The 16,902-nt window shown below is 44.7% G+C and carries 14 protein-coding genes; 11 read left to right on the top strand and 3 right to left on the bottom strand.

Annotated features, from left to right (window positions below):
- Position 1: 1 nt before the first annotated feature.
- The 9 genes from P2W84_RS07810 to gldN all read left to right on the top strand — a co-directional run bounded on the left by P2W84_RS07810 (position 2) and on the right by gldN (position 9,278).
- Positions 2-991 (top strand): glycoside hydrolase family 5 protein, encoded by a 990-nt coding sequence (locus P2W84_RS07810; RefSeq protein WP_276089564.1) that lies wholly within the window; start codon positions 2-4, stop codon positions 989-991.
- Positions 992-1,105: 114 nt separating this feature from the next.
- A complete protein-coding gene (locus P2W84_RS07815; RefSeq protein ID WP_276089565.1) occupies positions 1,106-1,786 on the top strand; it encodes a DUF4397 domain-containing protein in 681 nt (226 codons plus the stop codon).
- Positions 1,787-1,872: 86 nt separating this feature from the next.
- Positions 1,873-2,697, top strand: coding sequence for an SGNH/GDSL hydrolase family protein (locus P2W84_RS07820; RefSeq protein ID WP_276089566.1), 825 nt, complete (start codon positions 1,873-1,875; stop codon positions 2,695-2,697).
- A 1-nt stretch (position 2,698) separates the two neighbouring features.
- Complete coding sequence (locus P2W84_RS07825; protein WP_276089567.1) at positions 2,699-3,694, top strand: DUF4271 domain-containing protein; 996 nt, start codon at positions 2,699-2,701, stop codon at positions 3,692-3,694.
- Positions 3,695-3,710: 16 nt separating this feature from the next.
- A complete protein-coding gene (locus P2W84_RS07830; RefSeq protein WP_276089568.1) occupies positions 3,711-4,481 on the top strand; it encodes a uroporphyrinogen-III synthase in 771 nt (256 codons plus the stop codon).
- 100 nt (positions 4,482-4,581) lie between these two features.
- Positions 4,582-5,946, top strand: coding sequence for an SUMF1/EgtB/PvdO family nonheme iron enzyme (locus P2W84_RS07835; protein WP_276089569.1), 1,365 nt, complete (start codon positions 4,582-4,584; stop codon positions 5,944-5,946).
- 45 nt (positions 5,947-5,991) lie between these two features.
- Entirely contained in the window at positions 5,992-6,804 is an 813-nt protein-coding gene (gene gldL, locus P2W84_RS07840) for a gliding motility protein GldL (protein ID WP_276089570.1), read from the top strand.
- A 48-nt stretch (positions 6,805-6,852) separates the two neighbouring features.
- Positions 6,853-8,391 carry a gliding motility protein GldM gene (gene gldM, locus P2W84_RS07845; RefSeq protein WP_276089571.1) on the top strand — a complete coding sequence of 513 codons (1,539 nt, stop codon included), beginning with the start codon at positions 6,853-6,855 and terminating at the stop codon, positions 8,389-8,391.
- 5 nt (positions 8,392-8,396) lie between these two features.
- Positions 8,397-9,278 carry a gliding motility protein GldN gene (gldN, locus tag P2W84_RS07850; RefSeq protein WP_276089572.1) on the top strand — a complete coding sequence of 294 codons (882 nt, stop codon included), beginning with the start codon at positions 8,397-8,399 and terminating at the stop codon, positions 9,276-9,278.
- Between the two features lie 71 nt (positions 9,279-9,349).
- On the opposite strand, the gene uvrC is transcribed toward gldN, so the two are convergent.
- The 3 genes from uvrC to P2W84_RS07865 are packed head-to-tail and all read right to left on the bottom strand — an operon-like array spanning position 9,350 to position 16,054.
- Positions 9,350-11,149 (bottom strand): excinuclease ABC subunit UvrC, encoded by a 1,800-nt coding sequence (uvrC, locus tag P2W84_RS07855; protein WP_276090074.1) that lies wholly within the window; start codon positions 11,147-11,149, stop codon positions 9,350-9,352.
- Positions 11,150-11,171: 22 nt separating this feature from the next.
- Positions 11,172-13,397: a transglycosylase domain-containing protein gene (locus tag P2W84_RS07860; protein WP_276089573.1), complete on the bottom strand. Its 2,226-nt coding sequence runs from the start codon at positions 13,395-13,397 to the stop codon at positions 11,172-11,174.
- Positions 13,394-16,054, bottom strand: a complete 2,661-nt coding sequence (locus P2W84_RS07865) for a tetratricopeptide repeat protein (protein WP_276089574.1) — start codon at positions 16,052-16,054, stop codon at positions 13,394-13,396. Before P2W84_RS07865 ends, P2W84_RS07860 begins: the two co-directional genes overlap by 4 nt.
- A 172-nt stretch (positions 16,055-16,226) precedes the next feature.
- Between P2W84_RS07865 and P2W84_RS07870 the strand changes: the two genes are divergently transcribed.
- Both P2W84_RS07870 and P2W84_RS07875 read left to right on the top strand, forming a co-directional pair.
- Positions 16,227-16,451, top strand: a complete 225-nt coding sequence (locus tag P2W84_RS07870) for an AtpZ/AtpI family protein (protein WP_276089575.1) — start codon at positions 16,227-16,229, stop codon at positions 16,449-16,451.
- A gap of 92 nt (positions 16,452-16,543) precedes the next feature.
- The gene (locus P2W84_RS07875) at positions 16,544-16,888 is read left to right on the top strand and encodes a hypothetical protein (protein WP_276089576.1); all 345 of its coding nucleotides are present in this window, start codon (positions 16,544-16,546) and stop codon (positions 16,886-16,888) included.
- Positions 16,889-16,902 lie beyond the last annotated feature (14 nt).

A 16,902-nucleotide genomic window follows, 5' to 3' on the forward strand; every position in this document is an offset into this window, starting at 1 on the left:
TATGAAACAGGTCATTTTATTTTTTATTGTTTTTTATTCGGTTGCCGGTTTCGCACAGGGGCATCAGCTGAAGGAGAGAACGCCTGTGGAGCGGCACGGCCAGCTGAGTGTGAGGAACGGAAAGATAGTTGATGCTGATGGCAAGGCTCCACAACTTCGGGGTATAAGTCTTTCCTGGAGTATCTGGGAGGGGAAAAAATATTATACTCCGGAAGTTGTACGCTGGCTGGTTGCTGATTTTAAGGTCAGCTTGCTGCGGGTGGCAATGGGTGTGGAGCCTGACGGCGGTTACTTACAACAGCCGGAAGCGCAGGAGCGGCTGGTGGTCGCGGTTACTGATGAGGCGATTAAGCAGGGAATTTATGTGCTTCTGGACTGGCATGACCATCATGCCAGCAAAAATGCCGCTATGGCCAAGCGGTTTTTTGAGAAGATCTCGAGGCGTTATGCGGGGAAATCGAATGTGATCTATGAGATCTGGAATGAGCCTGAGCGTGAGGAATGGAAAGTGGTGAAGGATTATGCGCTGGAGCTGATCCCTGTAATCCGGAAGAACGACCGTCATAACCTCATCGTGGTGGGAAGCCCGCACTGGGACCAGGATGTGGATGTGGTCGCGAAAGACCCGGTCACAGGTTATGACGAGATTGCTTATTCTTTTCACTTTTATGCCTCTGATCCTCATCATCAGGAAAAGCTGATGGCGAAGGCGGACGTGGCTTTGAAAGCAGGGTTGCCTTTAATAGTTACGGAATGGGGGGTGGGTGAAGCTGATGGCAATGGCATTTTTGACCGGGAGAAGGTGAAAACGTGGTTTGACTGGTTAGAGGCGAACCGGCTAAGTTCGGTAAACTGGAACCTCACTGATAAAAATGAAACGACGGCATTGTTGCTGCCGGGTGCCAATCCTGAAGGCCGCTGGCCGCCAGATAAGCTGAGCCCTGCTGGTTTTTATATCAGGGAGCAGTTAAGAGAGTATAATGACAAGTAATTGATAAATTGTTAAGGGATAGCAATGTTTTGGAACGGTTTTGGTTTATGTCTGATACCCATCTGCAATTGCCGCTTTCAAGCAGTAATTAATACATCTACTAAACTTAACAAAATGAAAAACAATTGGTACAAAAAAGGACTGTCGCTTGCTATAGTAGCAGCGGTGGCATTGGTGTCTTGTAAGAAAAATGACATTGATGAAAAAGGAATGGCAAATGTAAAGATCGTGAATGCTGCGAATACATCGACCGATCAGGGTTTCTACCTGGCTGGTAATGTGGTAGTGCAGGGAGGACTAGCTTTCGGAGAAACGAGTGATGGGTACATCTCGGTAAACTCAGGGAATAACCTGGAGTTGCAGTTCAGGAACGATGGCTCAGCTACTGGTTACGCAACTACTGAGCATGACCTCGATAAAAACAAATATTATACGATCTTTCTTGCTGGAGAGGGGCAGACGGCCCGGGTGAAGGTTTATGAAGACAATCTCAGCGCACCGACATCGGGAAAGGCAAAGATACGTTTTGTACATCTGAGTAATGCAGCGCCTGATAACATAGACATCAGGACAAGTTCGGGGACTAACCTGGTAGTAAATCTGAAGCGGGATGACATTAGCAATTATATTGAAGTGGATCCATCGGTAATGTCACTGCAGGTTTTTGCAACAGGACAAAGTGCAAGTTTAGGAACGTTTGACCTTAGTGCCTTCGCCGCGGGAAAAATATACACCGTCTATGTGACCGGATCTACAGGCGCGAGTATTCAGATCAGGCAGGTTGTACATAACTGAATCCTTGACGAAAGAAAAACGGCATCTTTGCCGTTTTTTTTTGCCCTGGAATTTGTGCTACATTTGTGCATATTATCATTATTAATATGAGAAAGCTTCTGTTTGTGGCCCTGGCTCTTTTGCTGATGTCTTTCGTTCCTCAAAAAAAGGAGCGCCTCTGGACGGCGATAGGGGATTCGATTACTTATATGAACGAACATCAGGATGAGGCAGGAAACCGGATCACAAAAGGATATATGACAATGGTGACAGCCCGGCTGCCCGGACTGAAGTATATTAATCAGGGGCATAACGGATGGACTTCGGGAGGTATAGCGGAACATATTGAGCAGCTGGGGCTCGTGAAATCTGATATTTATTCTGTTTTTCTGGGTACGAATGACTGGTGGCAGGGCAGACCATTGGGAACAATTGAAGACTACAGGGAGCGCAGAGGTAATGTGACGGTCTACGGTTCTTTCAGAATTATTATAGATAAACTGCGCAGCCTCAACCCTCAGGCACAGATTATTCTGATCACACCAATGCAGCGGGTAGATTTTGTGTACCTTCGGGATGCAAGGAACAATGCCTGGGGATCTTATAAGAAAAAGAACGGGCAATCACTGGAGCAATTTGCGCAGGCAATCAGGGAGATCGGGAGAACAGAAGGGTTAAAAGTAGTGGACTTGTATCGTGAGCGGAAGCTGGCGATGAAGCACCTCGTAAAATATAAATGGCTGAAGGACCCTTCGAACGGTACTTACAGGGGATATACTTATCCGGATTTTATCGATGTGCCGTTTGAGCCGGAGAAAGATGAATATCCTTATCCTAAGGAGTCGATTGCCATGACTTACGATGGCTTGCATCCTTCTGACGAGGGGTATCAGGTCATTACTAAGTTGTTGATAAAGGCAATTGGTCAATAGAATGGTTCTGAAACGGGCTTTGCTGATACTGGCCATGGGTTTATTGACACTGTGTGTGAAGGCACAGGAGCCAGATGCCGGTATACAGGAGCCGGCTGAAAATTCAGCAGATTCTTTAGTGGCAGCGAAAATGGCTCGCTGGAAACAACAGGATGCAGCATTCAGGCAACGGCAGGCCTTTGTTACGGATTCAATCATCAGGAATACATGGCTGTTCCCGGATTCTTTACTGAACAGGCACATGATAATAGACAGCATCATCCGGGCAAACACGATTGGTGTGTCTGACTTGCTCAACCGCTATAAAGATTATACTTCCAGGAAAGCAAGCAAATACCGTTTGGGTGATCTGGTGCCAAAAGGACAATCCTGGGTGCCGGCTGTAGTGTTGACGCTTCTACTGCTTTTTGCTACACTGAGAGTTTCGTTCGCCAAGCAGCTACACTCGATCGTGCAGTCGTTTTTTAGTAACCGTGTACTCAATAATCTCAATAAGGAGGATAATTTGTTTACCTCATGGCCTTTTCTGTTGTTGTTTATACAGTTTGGCTTTACGGTAGGTATGTTTTTCTACCTGGTCTCGCAGTTCTATCATATCTCTTTTCCGGGAACAGGCTTTCAGTTTTATGTCAGTATCTCGGTAATGATCATCTTGTTGTACATACTTAAGATAGTCGTCTTGCGGTTACTGGGGCATCTTTTTAATGTGCAGAAACCTGTTAATGAGTATGTGACCATATTATATTTGAGTTATTTTAACCTGTCTTTAGTGTTTATTCCGCTGGTGCTTGCCTTTGCACTTTCTCCCCTAAAGTACGGCTCTTTTTACGTTGCCGCTTCCTTTGTACTGTTATGTATAATTTTTGCCTTTCAGTTCATCAGGGCCGGAGTAAACATTTTATCCCATTACCGATTTTCAAAAGTCTATTTGTTTTTGTACTTTTGTGCCCTCGAAATTTGCCCAATTTTGATTTTGGTCAAGGGAATAGGATTGTAAGCTGTAATTTGTTAAAATGCAAGAAAAGACAGAAGATAGACTGCGAAAGGTGAAGAGTATTTTGGTGACTTTGCCAAAACCGGAAACTGAGAAGTCTCCTTATTTTGACCTGGCAAAGAAATACAACCTGAAAATTGATTTTCGCTCTTTTATCCATGTTGAAGGTGTCCCGGCGAGGGAATTCAGAAAGGATAAAGTAAATCTGGGCGATTTTTCTGCTGTGATCTTCACCAGTCGTAATGCTGTTGACCATTTTTTTCGCATTTGTGAGGAAATGAGATATGATGTCCCTGCCGATCTCAAGTATTTTTGTATTTCTGAATCGACCGCATTGTATTTGCAGAAGTATATCCAGTACAGGAAGCGTAAGATCTTTTTTGGTAAACAAACTGCGGCTGACCTTGCAGAGGTACTGAAGAAGCATGCCGGAGAGAAATTCCTTTATCCGTGTTCTGATGTGGCTACAGAGGATACGATGAACTTCCTGCAGAAGAACGGATATAATTTTACGCCTGCAGTGTTGTTCCGCACAGTAGTTTCCGATCTTTCTGATCTGGCGGAGGTGTTTTATGATGTAATCGCCTTTTTCAGCCCTTCGAGCATTCAGTCTTTATTTGTGAATTTTCCCGAATTTAAACAGAATAATACACGCCTTGCTGCTTTTGGGGCCAATACGAACAAGGCAATTCTAGATGCGAACCTGATTGTGGATATCGCAGCCCCAACTCCCGAAGCTCCGTCGATGATCATGGCCATCGAGAATTATATTAAGAAATCCAATAAATAGCTACTGCCTGATTTTATATTTAAAGCGTTCTTTTATCATTAATAATTGTATATTTCAATGATTATCGATAAAATTGTTATAAAATTGCTTTGACTATACTATGAGGAATATATACTTGCTGGGTTGCCTTGCTGTTACCGTTATGCTTGCCAGCTGCGGGAAAGGTGGCCAGGGAGAACTGGTCGGTGCTTATAATAAGAAATTCAGGAATAACCGTATACCGCTTGGAATGGTTTACATTCCACCCGGACGTACATTGATCGGGATGTCGGATGAGGATATTACAGGTGGTCAGACTTCGCCCAGCAAGATGACTTCGTTTAGCGCTTTCTTTATGGACCAGACCGAGATTTCAAATGCAGAATATCGCCAGTTTGTAAATTGGGTGCGTGATTCTGTGGCGATTACGATGCTCGGGCCCGGCGGCGCACCGCAATACTATAAGCCGGCGCCTGCAAATGCGGGACCTGGTGCGGCAACGGCACAACGTAATATTGACTGGCGCAAGGTAGGTAATGGTTCCGCACTCTGGAGCACGAAAGGTAACGGGCTTGGCAATAAACTGACGGACATGTATTATAGCGGTGCAGACGCTATTCCTGGAAGGAATGAAGTTGACATTAGGAGATTGCGTTATGCTTATAGCTATGTGAGTATGGATCTTGCTGCTGAAGGAAGAAAGGATCCTAACAAAAAAAGACAGGATTTCATCGTTACCTATACAGATACACCCGATCCGAACAACCCGAACCATCATCCTTCGATCCAGGTATACCCTGACACTATGGTATGGAAAGCAGACTATTCCTATTCCCAGAATGATCCGATGGTGAAGACTTACTTTAACCATCCATCTTATGATGATTACCCGGTAGTAGGGGTGACGTGGGAACAAGCATCTGCTTTTTGCGTATGGAGGACCCGTTTCTATGAATCTGTTGCCGTAGCTAGAAAACAACCGCTGAATGCAAGGCCCGAATACCAGTTGCCCAGTGATGCGCAGTTTGAATATGCGGCGAGGGGTGGAAACGTGAAAACTAAATACCCCTGGGGTGGACCTTATGTGCGCAATGCGAAGGGATGTATGCAAGCTAATTTTAAAGTTGGACGAGGAAACTATTCTGATGACGGAGGTATGTATACAGTTAATGTAAAGTCTTATTTCCCAAATGACTATGGATTATATAATATGGCAGGTAATGTTGCCGAATGGACGGTGACCGCTTATAATCAGAGTGCTTCTCCGATGCTCATGGACTTTAACCCGAACTTCACCTATGTGGCTAAGACTAATGATAGTAAATACATGAAGCGAAAGGTAGTTAAAGGCGGTTCCTGGAAGGATATCGGTTTTTTTCTGCAAAATGCCGTTGCTACCTATGAATATCAGGATCAGGCAAGGTCATATATCGGTTTCAGATGTATTTCGGCTTATCCGGGTACCGATATTTCTTACAGAAACTAATTACTAATCTTAATTATTCCTATTTTCTAATTTTATTAAACTTATATGGCGGCAAAGAAAAAATTTGATTGGTTGCATGTGGCAATTTCCTGGGGTGCTAGTGTGGTGATTCTGGGAGCTCTGTTTAAGATTTTGCACATTGGCGGGGCATTTGGTAACTGGGCGATCGGTGCAGGGTTGGCTGTGGAAGCTTTCCTGTTCTTCCTGACAGGTTTCAGACAGCCGGAATCAGAGTTGCCTTGGGATCGGGTCTACCCGGAACTTCGTGATGACTTTGACGGAGAACTTCCTAAAGCTTCTGCAAGGCCGGCAGCTGTTGCTGCCCCTTCCTTTTCTTCGACCGCCGCTCTGGATAAAATGCTGACGGACGCAAAGATCGGACCTGAACTGATCGAGAGTCTGGGCAATGGCCTGCGGACTTTTGGTGATAAGGTGGCTTCGATCTCTAGTGTTGCGGATGCTTCTGCGGCAACTTCGGAGTTTACGGGTAAAGTAAGGAACGCCTCGGCGAGCTTTGACAACTTAAACAATGCATTTGCAAAGGCTACGGCTCAATTGGTAGAAATGGGTGAAAGTAATGTGGCATCACAGGCATATCATGAACAGGTAAACACACTCGCTAAGAATCTTTCCGCTTTGAATGCAGTGTATGAGCTGGAACTTCAGGATTCAAGTGCACACCTGAAATCGATGAACAAATTTTATCAGAATCTTTCACTAACGATGAATAACTTCAATGAGTCGATGGAGGATTCTAAGCAGTTTAAAGAAGAAGTTGGTAAACTGGCGAAAAATCTGGCTTCTTTGAATGCGATTTACGGCAATATGCTTTCTGCGATGAACCAGCCGCGCGTATAATTGATGGCCCGAATTATTCTTATTTTTATAAACTAACAGATCTTTAAAATGGCTGGAGGAAAAGAAACGACGCGGCAGAAGATGATCAACATCATGTACCTGGTGTTGCTGGCAATGCTTGCGTTGAATGTATCGGACACTATATTAAACGCATTTAAAAATATTAATGATAGTCTTGAGAATTCCAGGACGAATGTAAATACCAGTATTGACCAGTTATTTTCTTCTTTCCAAAATACAAAGCTGAAAGATGAGCCGGCCAGGGCGAAACCGATATGGGAAAAGGCTAACCAGGCGAAGGCTTACGCAGATGATCTGAATAATTATGTGCAGAAACTGAAGGACAGGTTTGAGCGTGAGGGTGACGGTATAGATGAGGAGACTGGCGACCTTAAGCGCCGCGACAATATGGATATTGCGCAAAGCATCATGCTGAATCAGAAGGAGGGAGTGAAGCTGAAGGCGAAGATCAATGAAACCCGTCAAAAGCTGATTGCACTGCTGGATGAAAAGGACCGGGCCGGTGTGACCTTTACACTGGAGGCAAAGGATGCAGAGAAGGCGATCAACAGGACAAAAAAATGGGAGGAGATCAATTTTGGTGAGGGCACTCCCCTGACTGCCGCGAATACGATTTTGACTAAGATCCAATCAGATGTTAAGAACGCTGAGGCGGAGATTGTGAAGAAGCTGTTTGGCAACATGGACAAAGCGATGGTAAATCTGGACCAGTTTTCAGCGGTTGCTGTGGCACCCAGTTCCTACATTGTTCAGGGCCAGCCGTATACAGCAGAGGTTTTCCTGACGGCAAGTGATTCCAGGTCTAACCCAGAGATTACAGTGAATGGCAGCAGCCTGCCTGTCAAGGATGGTAAGGCACTTTATACAGGACCTACGGGTAGTGTTGGCGTGTTTAAGTGGAAAGGTGTAGTGCGTGTGAGACAAACCGACGGGCAGATCAAGGAGTATCCTACAGCGGAGCAGACTTACCAGGTTGCTAAGCCATCTGCTACGGTTTCCCCGGATAAAATGAATGTGATTTATGCAGGTATACCGAACCCGTTCTCGGTTTCGGCTGCGGGTTTTCCGCTTGAAAGCGTACATGCGACGATTTCCGGAGGCTCAATATCAGGCAGTAATGGAAAATACACGGTTAACGTTCCAGGCACACAGGTGGGTAAGACTTTGTCGGTCAATGTTTCGGCAAGTAACGGCGGCAAGACTTTGAACCTGGGGACTCAGCAATTCAGAGTAAAGGCCTTACCTACACCAAGGGCTTATGTTAAAGGTAAATCAGGCGGAAATGTTCCCCTAGAATTTATTTCTGGTTCTAATGTGCTGGAAACTCAGCTCGAGGACTTTGTATTTGATGTAAAGTTCAATGTTGTCCGTTTTGCTGTGACTTTCATCAATCCTCGATCGGATGCGGTAACCATGCAGAACTCAGGTGCAGGATTTAGCGCACAGATAAAGGGAGCGTTAAATTCATTGAAACCTGGTGCGACAATTATTTTTAAGGATATTGTATGTGAAGGACCGGATGGCAGACAGAAAGTGCTGGATGGGATCACATTTAGTGCAAAATAGCAGTTATGAAAAGGATCTTTGGTATTTTGGTTTTTCTGGTCCTGTTGAGTACAGGCCTAATTGCCCAGGACAGCCTTTCTGTCCGTACGGATTCCGCAAAGCGGTCTAAGTTAAAGACACCGCCTAAGGATGGTTTTTCTGCAAGGAAGGATATCGATAGCAATGTCATGGTACCGTATCCTGACGTACGTGATGAGGATGTGTTTTATTCTAAGCGCATATGGCGGGAAATTGACCTGAGGGATACCATGAATTCGGTACTGGGCGCAGAAGGTGCAAAGTTGATCGATGTTTTACTGGAGGCAATTGGCAATGAGGAGCTTACTGCGTATTCCAGCAAGGATACAACTGCTGGAAAGTTACTTGATGATAATGACTCCTTTAAAATTGCACTAACTGCACAACAGGCATTGCAAAATGCAAGAGGTATGGTAGAAGGTGAAGCTGATTCGCTTACGGGCCAGATTGCAGCGCCTAAACTTGGACGGCTGAGATCAGAGGAGTTTTTGAAATACAGGATCAAGGAAGACTGGATATTGGACACAAAGCGGTCCATTTTTGAACCAAGGATCGTGGGCATTGCACCGATGAAAATGGTCGAGGGGAATTGGCAGCCTGTATTCTGGATCTATTATGATGAAGCCAGGCAATTGCTAAGCGCTAAGCGGTTAATGAATCCGTTTAATGATGCTTCAACGCTGACTTTTGATGATTTCTTTGTGCGCAGGTTGTTCTACAGTTATATTGTGAAAGAGAGCAATCCAAGCAATAAGAACATTGGTGAAATGTTGGGGATAACGGATCCAAAGGATCCGAGAAAGCTTTATGAGTCTGAGCGGATCAAGAAGTCGGTCGCAGATTTTGAACAGAGTCTCTGGGAATATTAGGGCGTTTATCAATTGAGTTTTCGCGTTCCCTACTGTGGTTCCGGGTAATGCGCGGGATTGACCATCTGTATTTATTGCGGTGCGAAATGGGTAAGTAATGTCTGGACTTGCTTTTTAGTCAGTATTGCTGAAAGCTCGGATTCACTGGCTTCTTTTATCTTTTTGACAGATTTGAAATGTCGCAGTAATTTGTCTGCAGTCGTTTTTCCAATACCAGGGACTTGTTCAAGTTCGGTTTTTAAGGTGCCCTGATCTCTTTTTTTGCGATGGAAGGTAATGCCGAAGCGATGTGCCTCGTCACGCAGTTGCTGGATAACTTTCAGGGTTTCAGATTTCTTGTCAAGATAAAGCGGATAAGAGTCGCCGGGATAATAGAGTTCTTCAAGTTTTTTTGCAATGCCAATGACAGTGACACGTTTTTCTATGCCGAGTTTCCTGAGACTAGTTAAAGCAGAGGAGAGTTGTCCTTTACCGCCGTCTATAATGATCAGTTGGGGGAGTGTATTTTCCTCTTCCAGCATTCTCTTATAACGGCGATAGACTGCTTCTTCCATGGTCGCAAAATCGTTGGGGCCCTCCACGGTTTTGACATTGAAGTGCCTGTAGTCCTTTTTGGAAGGCTTTGCATCTTTAAATACAACAATAGCTGAAACTGGATATTTGCCCTGGAAGTTGGAGTTATCGAAACATTCGATATGATGGGGGAGCTGAGTTAGTCTCAGATCCTTTTGCATTTGAGACAGGATACGCTCTGTCCTGAGGTCTGGATTAAGTTTTTCGTATTGATTGAGTTTTTCCTTTTTGAAGAAGAGGACGTTTTTTTGTGAAAGCTCAAGTAATTTTTTCTTTTCCCCCAGCTTAGGTACGGTAAACTTCAGGTTTTCATCGAGGAAGGGAATTTCAAAAGGAACGATGATTTCTCTGGAGGTACTGTGAAACTTGGTCCGGAATTCAGTAATGGCGATGGTGAGCAATTCCTCGTCTGTTTCATCAAGACGCTTTTTAATCTCGATGGTTTGGGTCTGGATAATGCTTCCGTTCATTACCTTGAGGTAATTGACGAAGGCATATCGTTCATCGGAGGCTATGCTGACGACATCAATATTGGTAATGGCACTATTGACGACAGTGGACTTGCTCTGGTATTTTTCGAGTATCTGCAGCTTAAGCTGGTACTGATGGGCGTATTCGAAATTGAGCGCTTCGACTGCTGTCTTGATGACTTTTCGGACATTTTTGATGACATTGCCTACCTTGCCGTTAAGGATATCTTTTATCTCTTCAATGTTGTTGTCATAATCATCAGTAGACTGATAGGCCTGGCAAGGGCCTTTGCAGTTGCCTATCTGGTATTCCAGGCATACCTTGAACTTGCCTTCGCTGATATTTTCAGGTGTAAGCGGCAGGTTGCAGGTGCGCAATGGATAGGTTTCCCTGATGAGGTCGAGTATGGTGTGCATCATACCTACCGAAGCATAGGGACCGAAGTAGGTAGAGCCGTCTTTGATCATTTTACGTGTCCAGAACACTCTGGGAAAGGGTTCTTTTCTGATGATGATCCAAGGGTAGGTCTTATCATCTTTGAGCATGATATTGTACCGCGGCTGATGCTTTTTGATGAGGCTGTTTTCAAGTAGCCAGGCATCTATTTCAGTATCAACAATGGTGAAGGTGATCTTCCGGATGCGCGAGACAAGCACACGGGTTTTACCATTCATCTGAGTGTCCTTATTGAAATAGGAACCGACGCGGTTTCTGAGGTCTTTGGCTTTGCCTATATAAATTAGCGTACCTTCAGCATCCCAGTATTGATAAACTCCAGGTTTATGAGGGATATCGGCGATCGCTTTCTTATACTCAAAGGCACTCATGTAAAATATGGGATAAGTTGGATCAGAAACCCAGTTTCTCATCTAGTTCAGTGGTCTGGTCTTGCTGTTGCTGATACTGGTTGCAATCGTAGATGATGGAAACGCCATTCTTAGGTGGCTCAAAATCGGCCTGGCTGATTTTGAGCTTCGGATTCGCATACACACGTTTCATGAAGCCTGCGAAAATAGGCAGTGCAGTAGTTGCTCCATCTCCCTGGGCAGTGCTGGTAAAGTGAAATGCACGGTCTTCACAACCTGTCCATACTCCTGCTACCAATTGCGGCGTAATGCCCATGAACCATCCGTCTGAGTTGTTTTGGGTGGTGCCGGTCTTACCTCCTATAGGTGCCTTGACGCCATAACGTCCTGCCAGTCGCCAGCCGGTGCCGTTGGTAACCACGCCGCGCAGCATGCGCGTCATGACATAAGCAACTTCTTCATTCATGGCGGGTACGGGAATTGGTTTCTCTGTGTGCAATACCACGCCGTTTTTGTCTTCGATGCGCAGGATATAAGTTGGCTTAGTCCAGACCCCTTTGTTGGCAAACGTACTGTAGGCACCTACCATATCGTAGACGGAAGCATCAAATGAGCCGAGTGCGATGGATGGGTAAGCGGGTACTTCAGAGGTAATGCCCATTTTCTTGGCCAGGGTAGCAACAGCTGTTGGGCCAACCTGCTTCATCAGATAGGCTGCTATATAGTTTTGAGATAATGCAAGCCCCTTTTGGAGGGTAAGATAGCCAGGTACCGTACCGCTTGATCTTGGGGTCCATGGCTGGCTTCCGGGTACTTCTATGGTAACGGGTTCGTTCAATACCGTAAAGCAGGGTGAGTAACCGTTCTCCACCGCTACCGTATAAGTAAATGGCTTGGCGGTAGAACCAACCTGCCTGGTGCCCATTTTTACCTGATCATATTTGAAATGCTCATAGTTGATGCCACCCACCCAGGCTTTTACATAGCCGGTTTGGGGATCCATTGCCATCATGGCATTCCGGAGCAGCATCTTATAGTACCGGACGGAATCGATGGGTTTCATCAGTGTATCTATATTGCCTTTCCAGGTAAATATGGATAGTTTTGTAGGGGTATTAAAGTCCTGGCGGATTTCTTCTTCTGATTTTCCTTCAAGCTGCAGGGCTTTATAGCGGTCGGAACGTTTGATGCCCATCTCAATCTGCAGTTCCTTACCCTTGAATGGGTTGCGCCCTTTCCAGCTTTTAATGAAGGACGCCTGGAGTTCTTTCATATATTCTTTCTGGGCTTCTTCTGCATACACCTGCATGTCGTAGTTAATGGTAGTAATGATACGCAGGCCATCGCGGTCGAGATCATAGGGTGTTCCGTCAGGTTTCGTAATGGAGCGCTCTTCAAATATTTTCTTGATATCGCTTTTCAGTACGGCCCTGAAATAAGGGGCGATACCTTCATTTACAGTTGCTGCGTTGAATTGCAGGCCAAGAGGTTGTTCTTTGTCTTTATTGTACTGCTGGGAAGTAATGAACCCCGCATCGGCCATAAGCCCCATAATCGTATTCCTTCTGGCAAATGCCCGGTCGGGATTTCTGGTAGGAGAATACCTGGTAATGCCTTTCAGGATGCCGATGAGCGTCGCTGACTGTGGGACGGTGAGCTTGTCAGGTGTCGTATTATAATATACCCTTGCTGCTGATTTGATGCCAAATGCCTGGTTCCCGAAATCTACGGTGTTGAGGTACATGACAATAATCTCTTCCTTAGTATAGTTACGTTCAAGTTTGACGGCAATGACCCATTCTTTAAACTTCTGCAGCATACGTTTGAAGATATTTCTTTGCCGGCCTTCTTCAGAAAAAAGGTTGAGGGCAAGCTGTTGGGTGATGGTACTGCCACCTTGTTTTTTTCCAATCAGGTTGTATAGGACAATGGTAAATGTCCTTTTGAAGTCTATACCGGAATGTTCCAGAAAGCGGATGTCTTCGGTAGCAATAAGGGCGTTGATGACGTTTGGAGAGATCTCGGAGTAAGCGACATTGGACCGGTTTTGTATAAAATAGGTGCCAAGTACTCTGCCATCGTCGGTAACGATCTCTGAAGCCTGATTGCTCTTCGGGTGTTCGATATCGCGGAAGGAAGGCAACTCACCAAATACGCCAAAGCCAATGGCGACGATGAACAAGGCAAATATCAACAGTGCTCCTATAAGAATTTTCCATAGGTTAAAATTGTATCTTCTGATGTCTGCCTGGGAAAGTGGTTTGTTCATTTCTGATAAATGCTTTTATAAAATTCTAAATACTGGTCAAGCAGCCTTTTACTGGAGATCTTGTCGAAGTTTTCCTTGCTGATAATGAAGCTGCTGTAGATACCTGCAGGAACTTTCATGATCTGTTTTAGCTGAGGTGTAATGCCGCCTGAATAGGTTTCAGCGTCTTCAAAATTACTAAAGTTACCTACATAAATGAGCTGTTCATTGTCAAATTCTTTGAGCTGGTGCTTTAAATTGCTGCTTGCGTAGTTGCCGCGGTTGAACTGTCCGATACCGAACCGGGAGGAGCTGAGCGTGAGTGAAGCATCAGAAACTTCAATGACATAATAATAAACAGAGGATTTCGCGGTACTGAAAGGACCAGTTACCTTAGGCGGTTCCACTGGTTTGATCCTGGTGTCAGCGACAGCAGCGTCGGGTATAGGTTTACTGACCGGTGAAGTTATTGGCGGAGTGGTTTTGCTTACCTGCTGGCTTTGTGTTATGATGGGGCCCGGAGTATTCTGCTGGACAAACGGAGGTTCGTTAGGGTCGAAATCGATTAATGCTACTGGCCGTTTCCGGAAATCGGACAAGTGGGCGTTGATGTATCCCAGGTGTTCTTTTACAAGTGGTGTAATAAGCTTGTCTTCAGGGAATTGAGTAGTGATGGAATCGAATGCGCTGATCAGACTGTCGACATTGCTGGTGCGCCCTATGGCAATAGCTTTCAGATAGGCAAACTGTGGAGACAAGTGATTTTTGTTTCTCTGATCATTTTCATTGACCTGATGGATGACATTTGGGAATTCCTTTTTCAGATAAAGGTCGAAAACCTCATTATATTTTTGATTGACAGCCGCTTCCAGCGCGGATTGTTTAACAGAAAAAGAGGGGTCGAGTATGGTCCTGGCATAAACAGAGGCCGGGAAATCACGAAGTACTTTTTCTCTGTACTCATTTGCCTTTGCTTCGTTTGAACTTTTGTTAATGAGGAAGAGGCTATAGTATATGGCGTCCTGATATTTATTTTGCGGGAACCGTTTGAGTAAGGCCTGGTAGGTGCGTTCTGCTTCGGTCGGGTCCTGCAGTTCCTGCAGGTAGAAATTGGCAATTTCATAATAGGCATCAAGTATCTTTTGGTTGGATACTGATAATTTTTCCGGGTTGAGCGGGAGGGATTCGGTATATTGCCTGATCAGGGTTTCTTTGTCTCTGGAAACCGGAACTACCAGGTCAGGGTCTTGGAGATTGCTTGTATTGGCGATAACTTCCTGGGTGGTTTCCTGTGAAGATAACCTGACGCTTTGCCGCCAGTTGTTCTCTAGTTTTCTGTTGCCCCATCTTTTTTTAAAGTCATTAAATCCCATACTGACTGCAGCGGGATTACTGAAGTAAAAAGTGCTCTGAACCTGCTGCCTGCCGGTGCCGGGCGTCAATGGGACTGTGTTGCTATAACCATTATTTGCAGGCTGTACAGGTTGTTTGTCTGTTGCAGTGCTTGCCAGTGCATCGATCAATGCTGCACGAACTTCTTCTGGCTGTTGAGTAATATATTGCAGGCTATCTTCAATAGAAATGAGTTCAAGCCGGTTGGTAAGGTACCGGAGGTTCTGACTTTTTTTCAGAATGAGGTCATAGCCCGGGTAGCTTTTGGGTAACGTGTTTACGGCGCTGTCATAATAGGCTTTTGCCTTGAGGTAGTTCTTCAAATGCTTAAAACTGAGGTCGGCTATTCTGAGATATGCAAGTCCCTTCTGATAGGGATTGCTGGTACTTTTCCGGATAGAAAGGCCGTAGAATTTTTCTGCTTCCCCGTATTCGCTTTTGGCAAAGTGGTTTTCTGCAACCTGGAAATAGATCTGGTCGTTGTATTCTGTGTTCTTGTCGTCTTTCAGTAAGGATAATAATGCTTTGTCATTGTCCGAACCTGGTATTCCCTGCAGGTTACGTAGCCTGATCTGGCTAAGGTTTGCATTAAAGTACATTTCAAACGGAGCATTGCTGTGCTGTATCCTCTTATAAGAAGAGAAAGCATCTTTATACTGTTTCTGGCTTTCCAGGAGCTGTGCAAGAATGTAAGTCCAGCGTATCTTGTTCTGGCTTTGGGCAGTTGTCCTGATCGCATCTTTAAGATAAGATGTGGCTGCTTCGTGATTTTTGAGGTAAATGCACATCTGGGCAAGGGTGGCATAACCATCCGCAAGTTTTTTCTTTTGCTTTATAGCAGGTATTACAGCTTCAAGCGTATCGAGTACATCATTGGCTTCACTGATGCGTTTCAGTTGCATAAGGCTGCGCGCTTTCCAGTTGAGGGCTTCGAGATAACTGCCGGTGTTGTTCCGGTAAGTCTTCGCTGTATAATCGAAATACTCTACCGCATTATAATAATTCCCGTTGAAGAAATTGGCCTTGCCAAGAAGGATATAGGCTTCATCAAGATAGTTACTGTTGCTTTTTTCAAGAATGATGGCCTGGGCTTTTCTGATGATATCTTCCATTGGTTTCAGGTTAAGTGAGCCACCGGGCTGACTGTTGTCCGGTTCGGGTCCGATGTATAATGGAAGGATCTGATCGTAGTTGTCGTCGTTTTCTTCGAGCAGGGACTGCTGATGGTCGGTGAGTAATACTCCGGAATTATAGATATAATTGTAACGTGCCGTCAGGTTTTGCATACCTCTGCCAAGCGCGGTGTCTTTTTGCGGGCTGCACGCAAAAATGATGCATATGCAAAAAGAAAATAATAATAACTTTAAACCAGGGATGGCATAGTATCTCATGCATACAAAAATATTCTATTCATTTCTAACTTCTTCATCAAAAGATATTTTATTTAAAACTTGAGTGATGGACGACAATAATCGCAGGAAAAATGGACTTGGTGTTTTTGCACGGTATTCAGGAATTAGTTTTCAAATGATCGCTATCATCGGGCTTTTTGCCCTGGCAGGCTATAAGATTGACAAATTCCGCGGGAGTAAGACGCCCATGTTTACTGCCGGGTTGAGTCTGATCGGGGTTGGGGTTGCACTTTATCAGGTGGTGAAGCAATTAAATAAAAACGGGTCATAGTTGTTGAAAGTGTTGGTTTCTATTTACTTTTGCAAAAAAAAGATCTGACTTTGAGTATAGCCCGTTTCTCTCTTTCCTATTTAATATATTGCTTGTTCATCGCATTGGTGGCCTATGCTGTTCCGTTTTTATTCCCGGACGAGGTTTTGCTGACCAGGCATTTCTGGTTGATTTACGGAATAGTGTCAGGGGCTACTTTAATTGCTTACCTGGTGGCAGATTTTGGTCTGAAAAAAAGCCCTGAATCTGGGATAATGATGATTATGGGCGCGATTGTAGTTAAAATGTTTTTTTTAATGGCTTTTGTGCTGATTTTCAGTCTTAAAACGCAGGAAAGAGGGTTGGTTTTTGTGTTGAATTTTTTTTCTTTATATTTATTGTTTTCCTTCTTTGAAATATACGCTCTGTTACGTAACTTGCGCCACCAAAATAAATAGTAAAAATCTGCGAC

Source organism: Pedobacter sp. JY14-1 (assembly GCF_029269825.1).
Lineage (GTDB): Bacteria > Bacteroidota > Bacteroidia > Sphingobacteriales > Sphingobacteriaceae > Pedobacter.

Bases quoted from the DNA above. Each gene is read 5' to 3' on its own strand.
- P2W84_RS07810 (WP_276089564.1), top strand. From the start codon at position 2: ATGAAACAGGTCATTTTATTTTTTATTGTTTTTTATTCGGTTGCCGGT.
- P2W84_RS07815 (WP_276089565.1), top strand. From the start codon at position 1,106: ATGAAAAACAATTGGTACAAAAAAGGACTGTCGCTTGCTATAGTAGCA.
- P2W84_RS07820 (WP_276089566.1), top strand. From the start codon at position 1,873: ATGAGAAAGCTTCTGTTTGTGGCCCTGGCTCTTTTGCTGATGTCTTTC.
- P2W84_RS07825 (WP_276089567.1), top strand. From the start codon at position 2,699: ATGGTTCTGAAACGGGCTTTGCTGATACTGGCCATGGGTTTATTGACA.
- P2W84_RS07830 (WP_276089568.1), top strand. From the start codon at position 3,711: ATGCAAGAAAAGACAGAAGATAGACTGCGAAAGGTGAAGAGTATTTTG.
- P2W84_RS07835 (WP_276089569.1), top strand. From the start codon at position 4,582: ATGAGGAATATATACTTGCTGGGTTGCCTTGCTGTTACCGTTATGCTT.
- gldL (WP_276089570.1), top strand. From the start codon at position 5,992: ATGGCGGCAAAGAAAAAATTTGATTGGTTGCATGTGGCAATTTCCTGG.
- gldM (WP_276089571.1), top strand. From the start codon at position 6,853: ATGGCTGGAGGAAAAGAAACGACGCGGCAGAAGATGATCAACATCATG.
- gldN (WP_276089572.1), top strand. From the start codon at position 8,397: ATGAAAAGGATCTTTGGTATTTTGGTTTTTCTGGTCCTGTTGAGTACA.
- uvrC (WP_276090074.1), bottom strand. From the start codon at position 11,149: ATGAGTGCCTTTGAGTATAAGAAAGCGATCGCCGATATCCCTCATAAA.
- P2W84_RS07860 (WP_276089573.1), bottom strand. From the start codon at position 13,397: ATGAACAAACCACTTTCCCAGGCAGACATCAGAAGATACAATTTTAAC.
- P2W84_RS07865 (WP_276089574.1), bottom strand. From the start codon at position 16,054: ATGCAAAACCTGACGGCACGTTACAATTATATCTATAATTCCGGAGTA.
- P2W84_RS07870 (WP_276089575.1), top strand. From the start codon at position 16,227: ATGGACGACAATAATCGCAGGAAAAATGGACTTGGTGTTTTTGCACGG.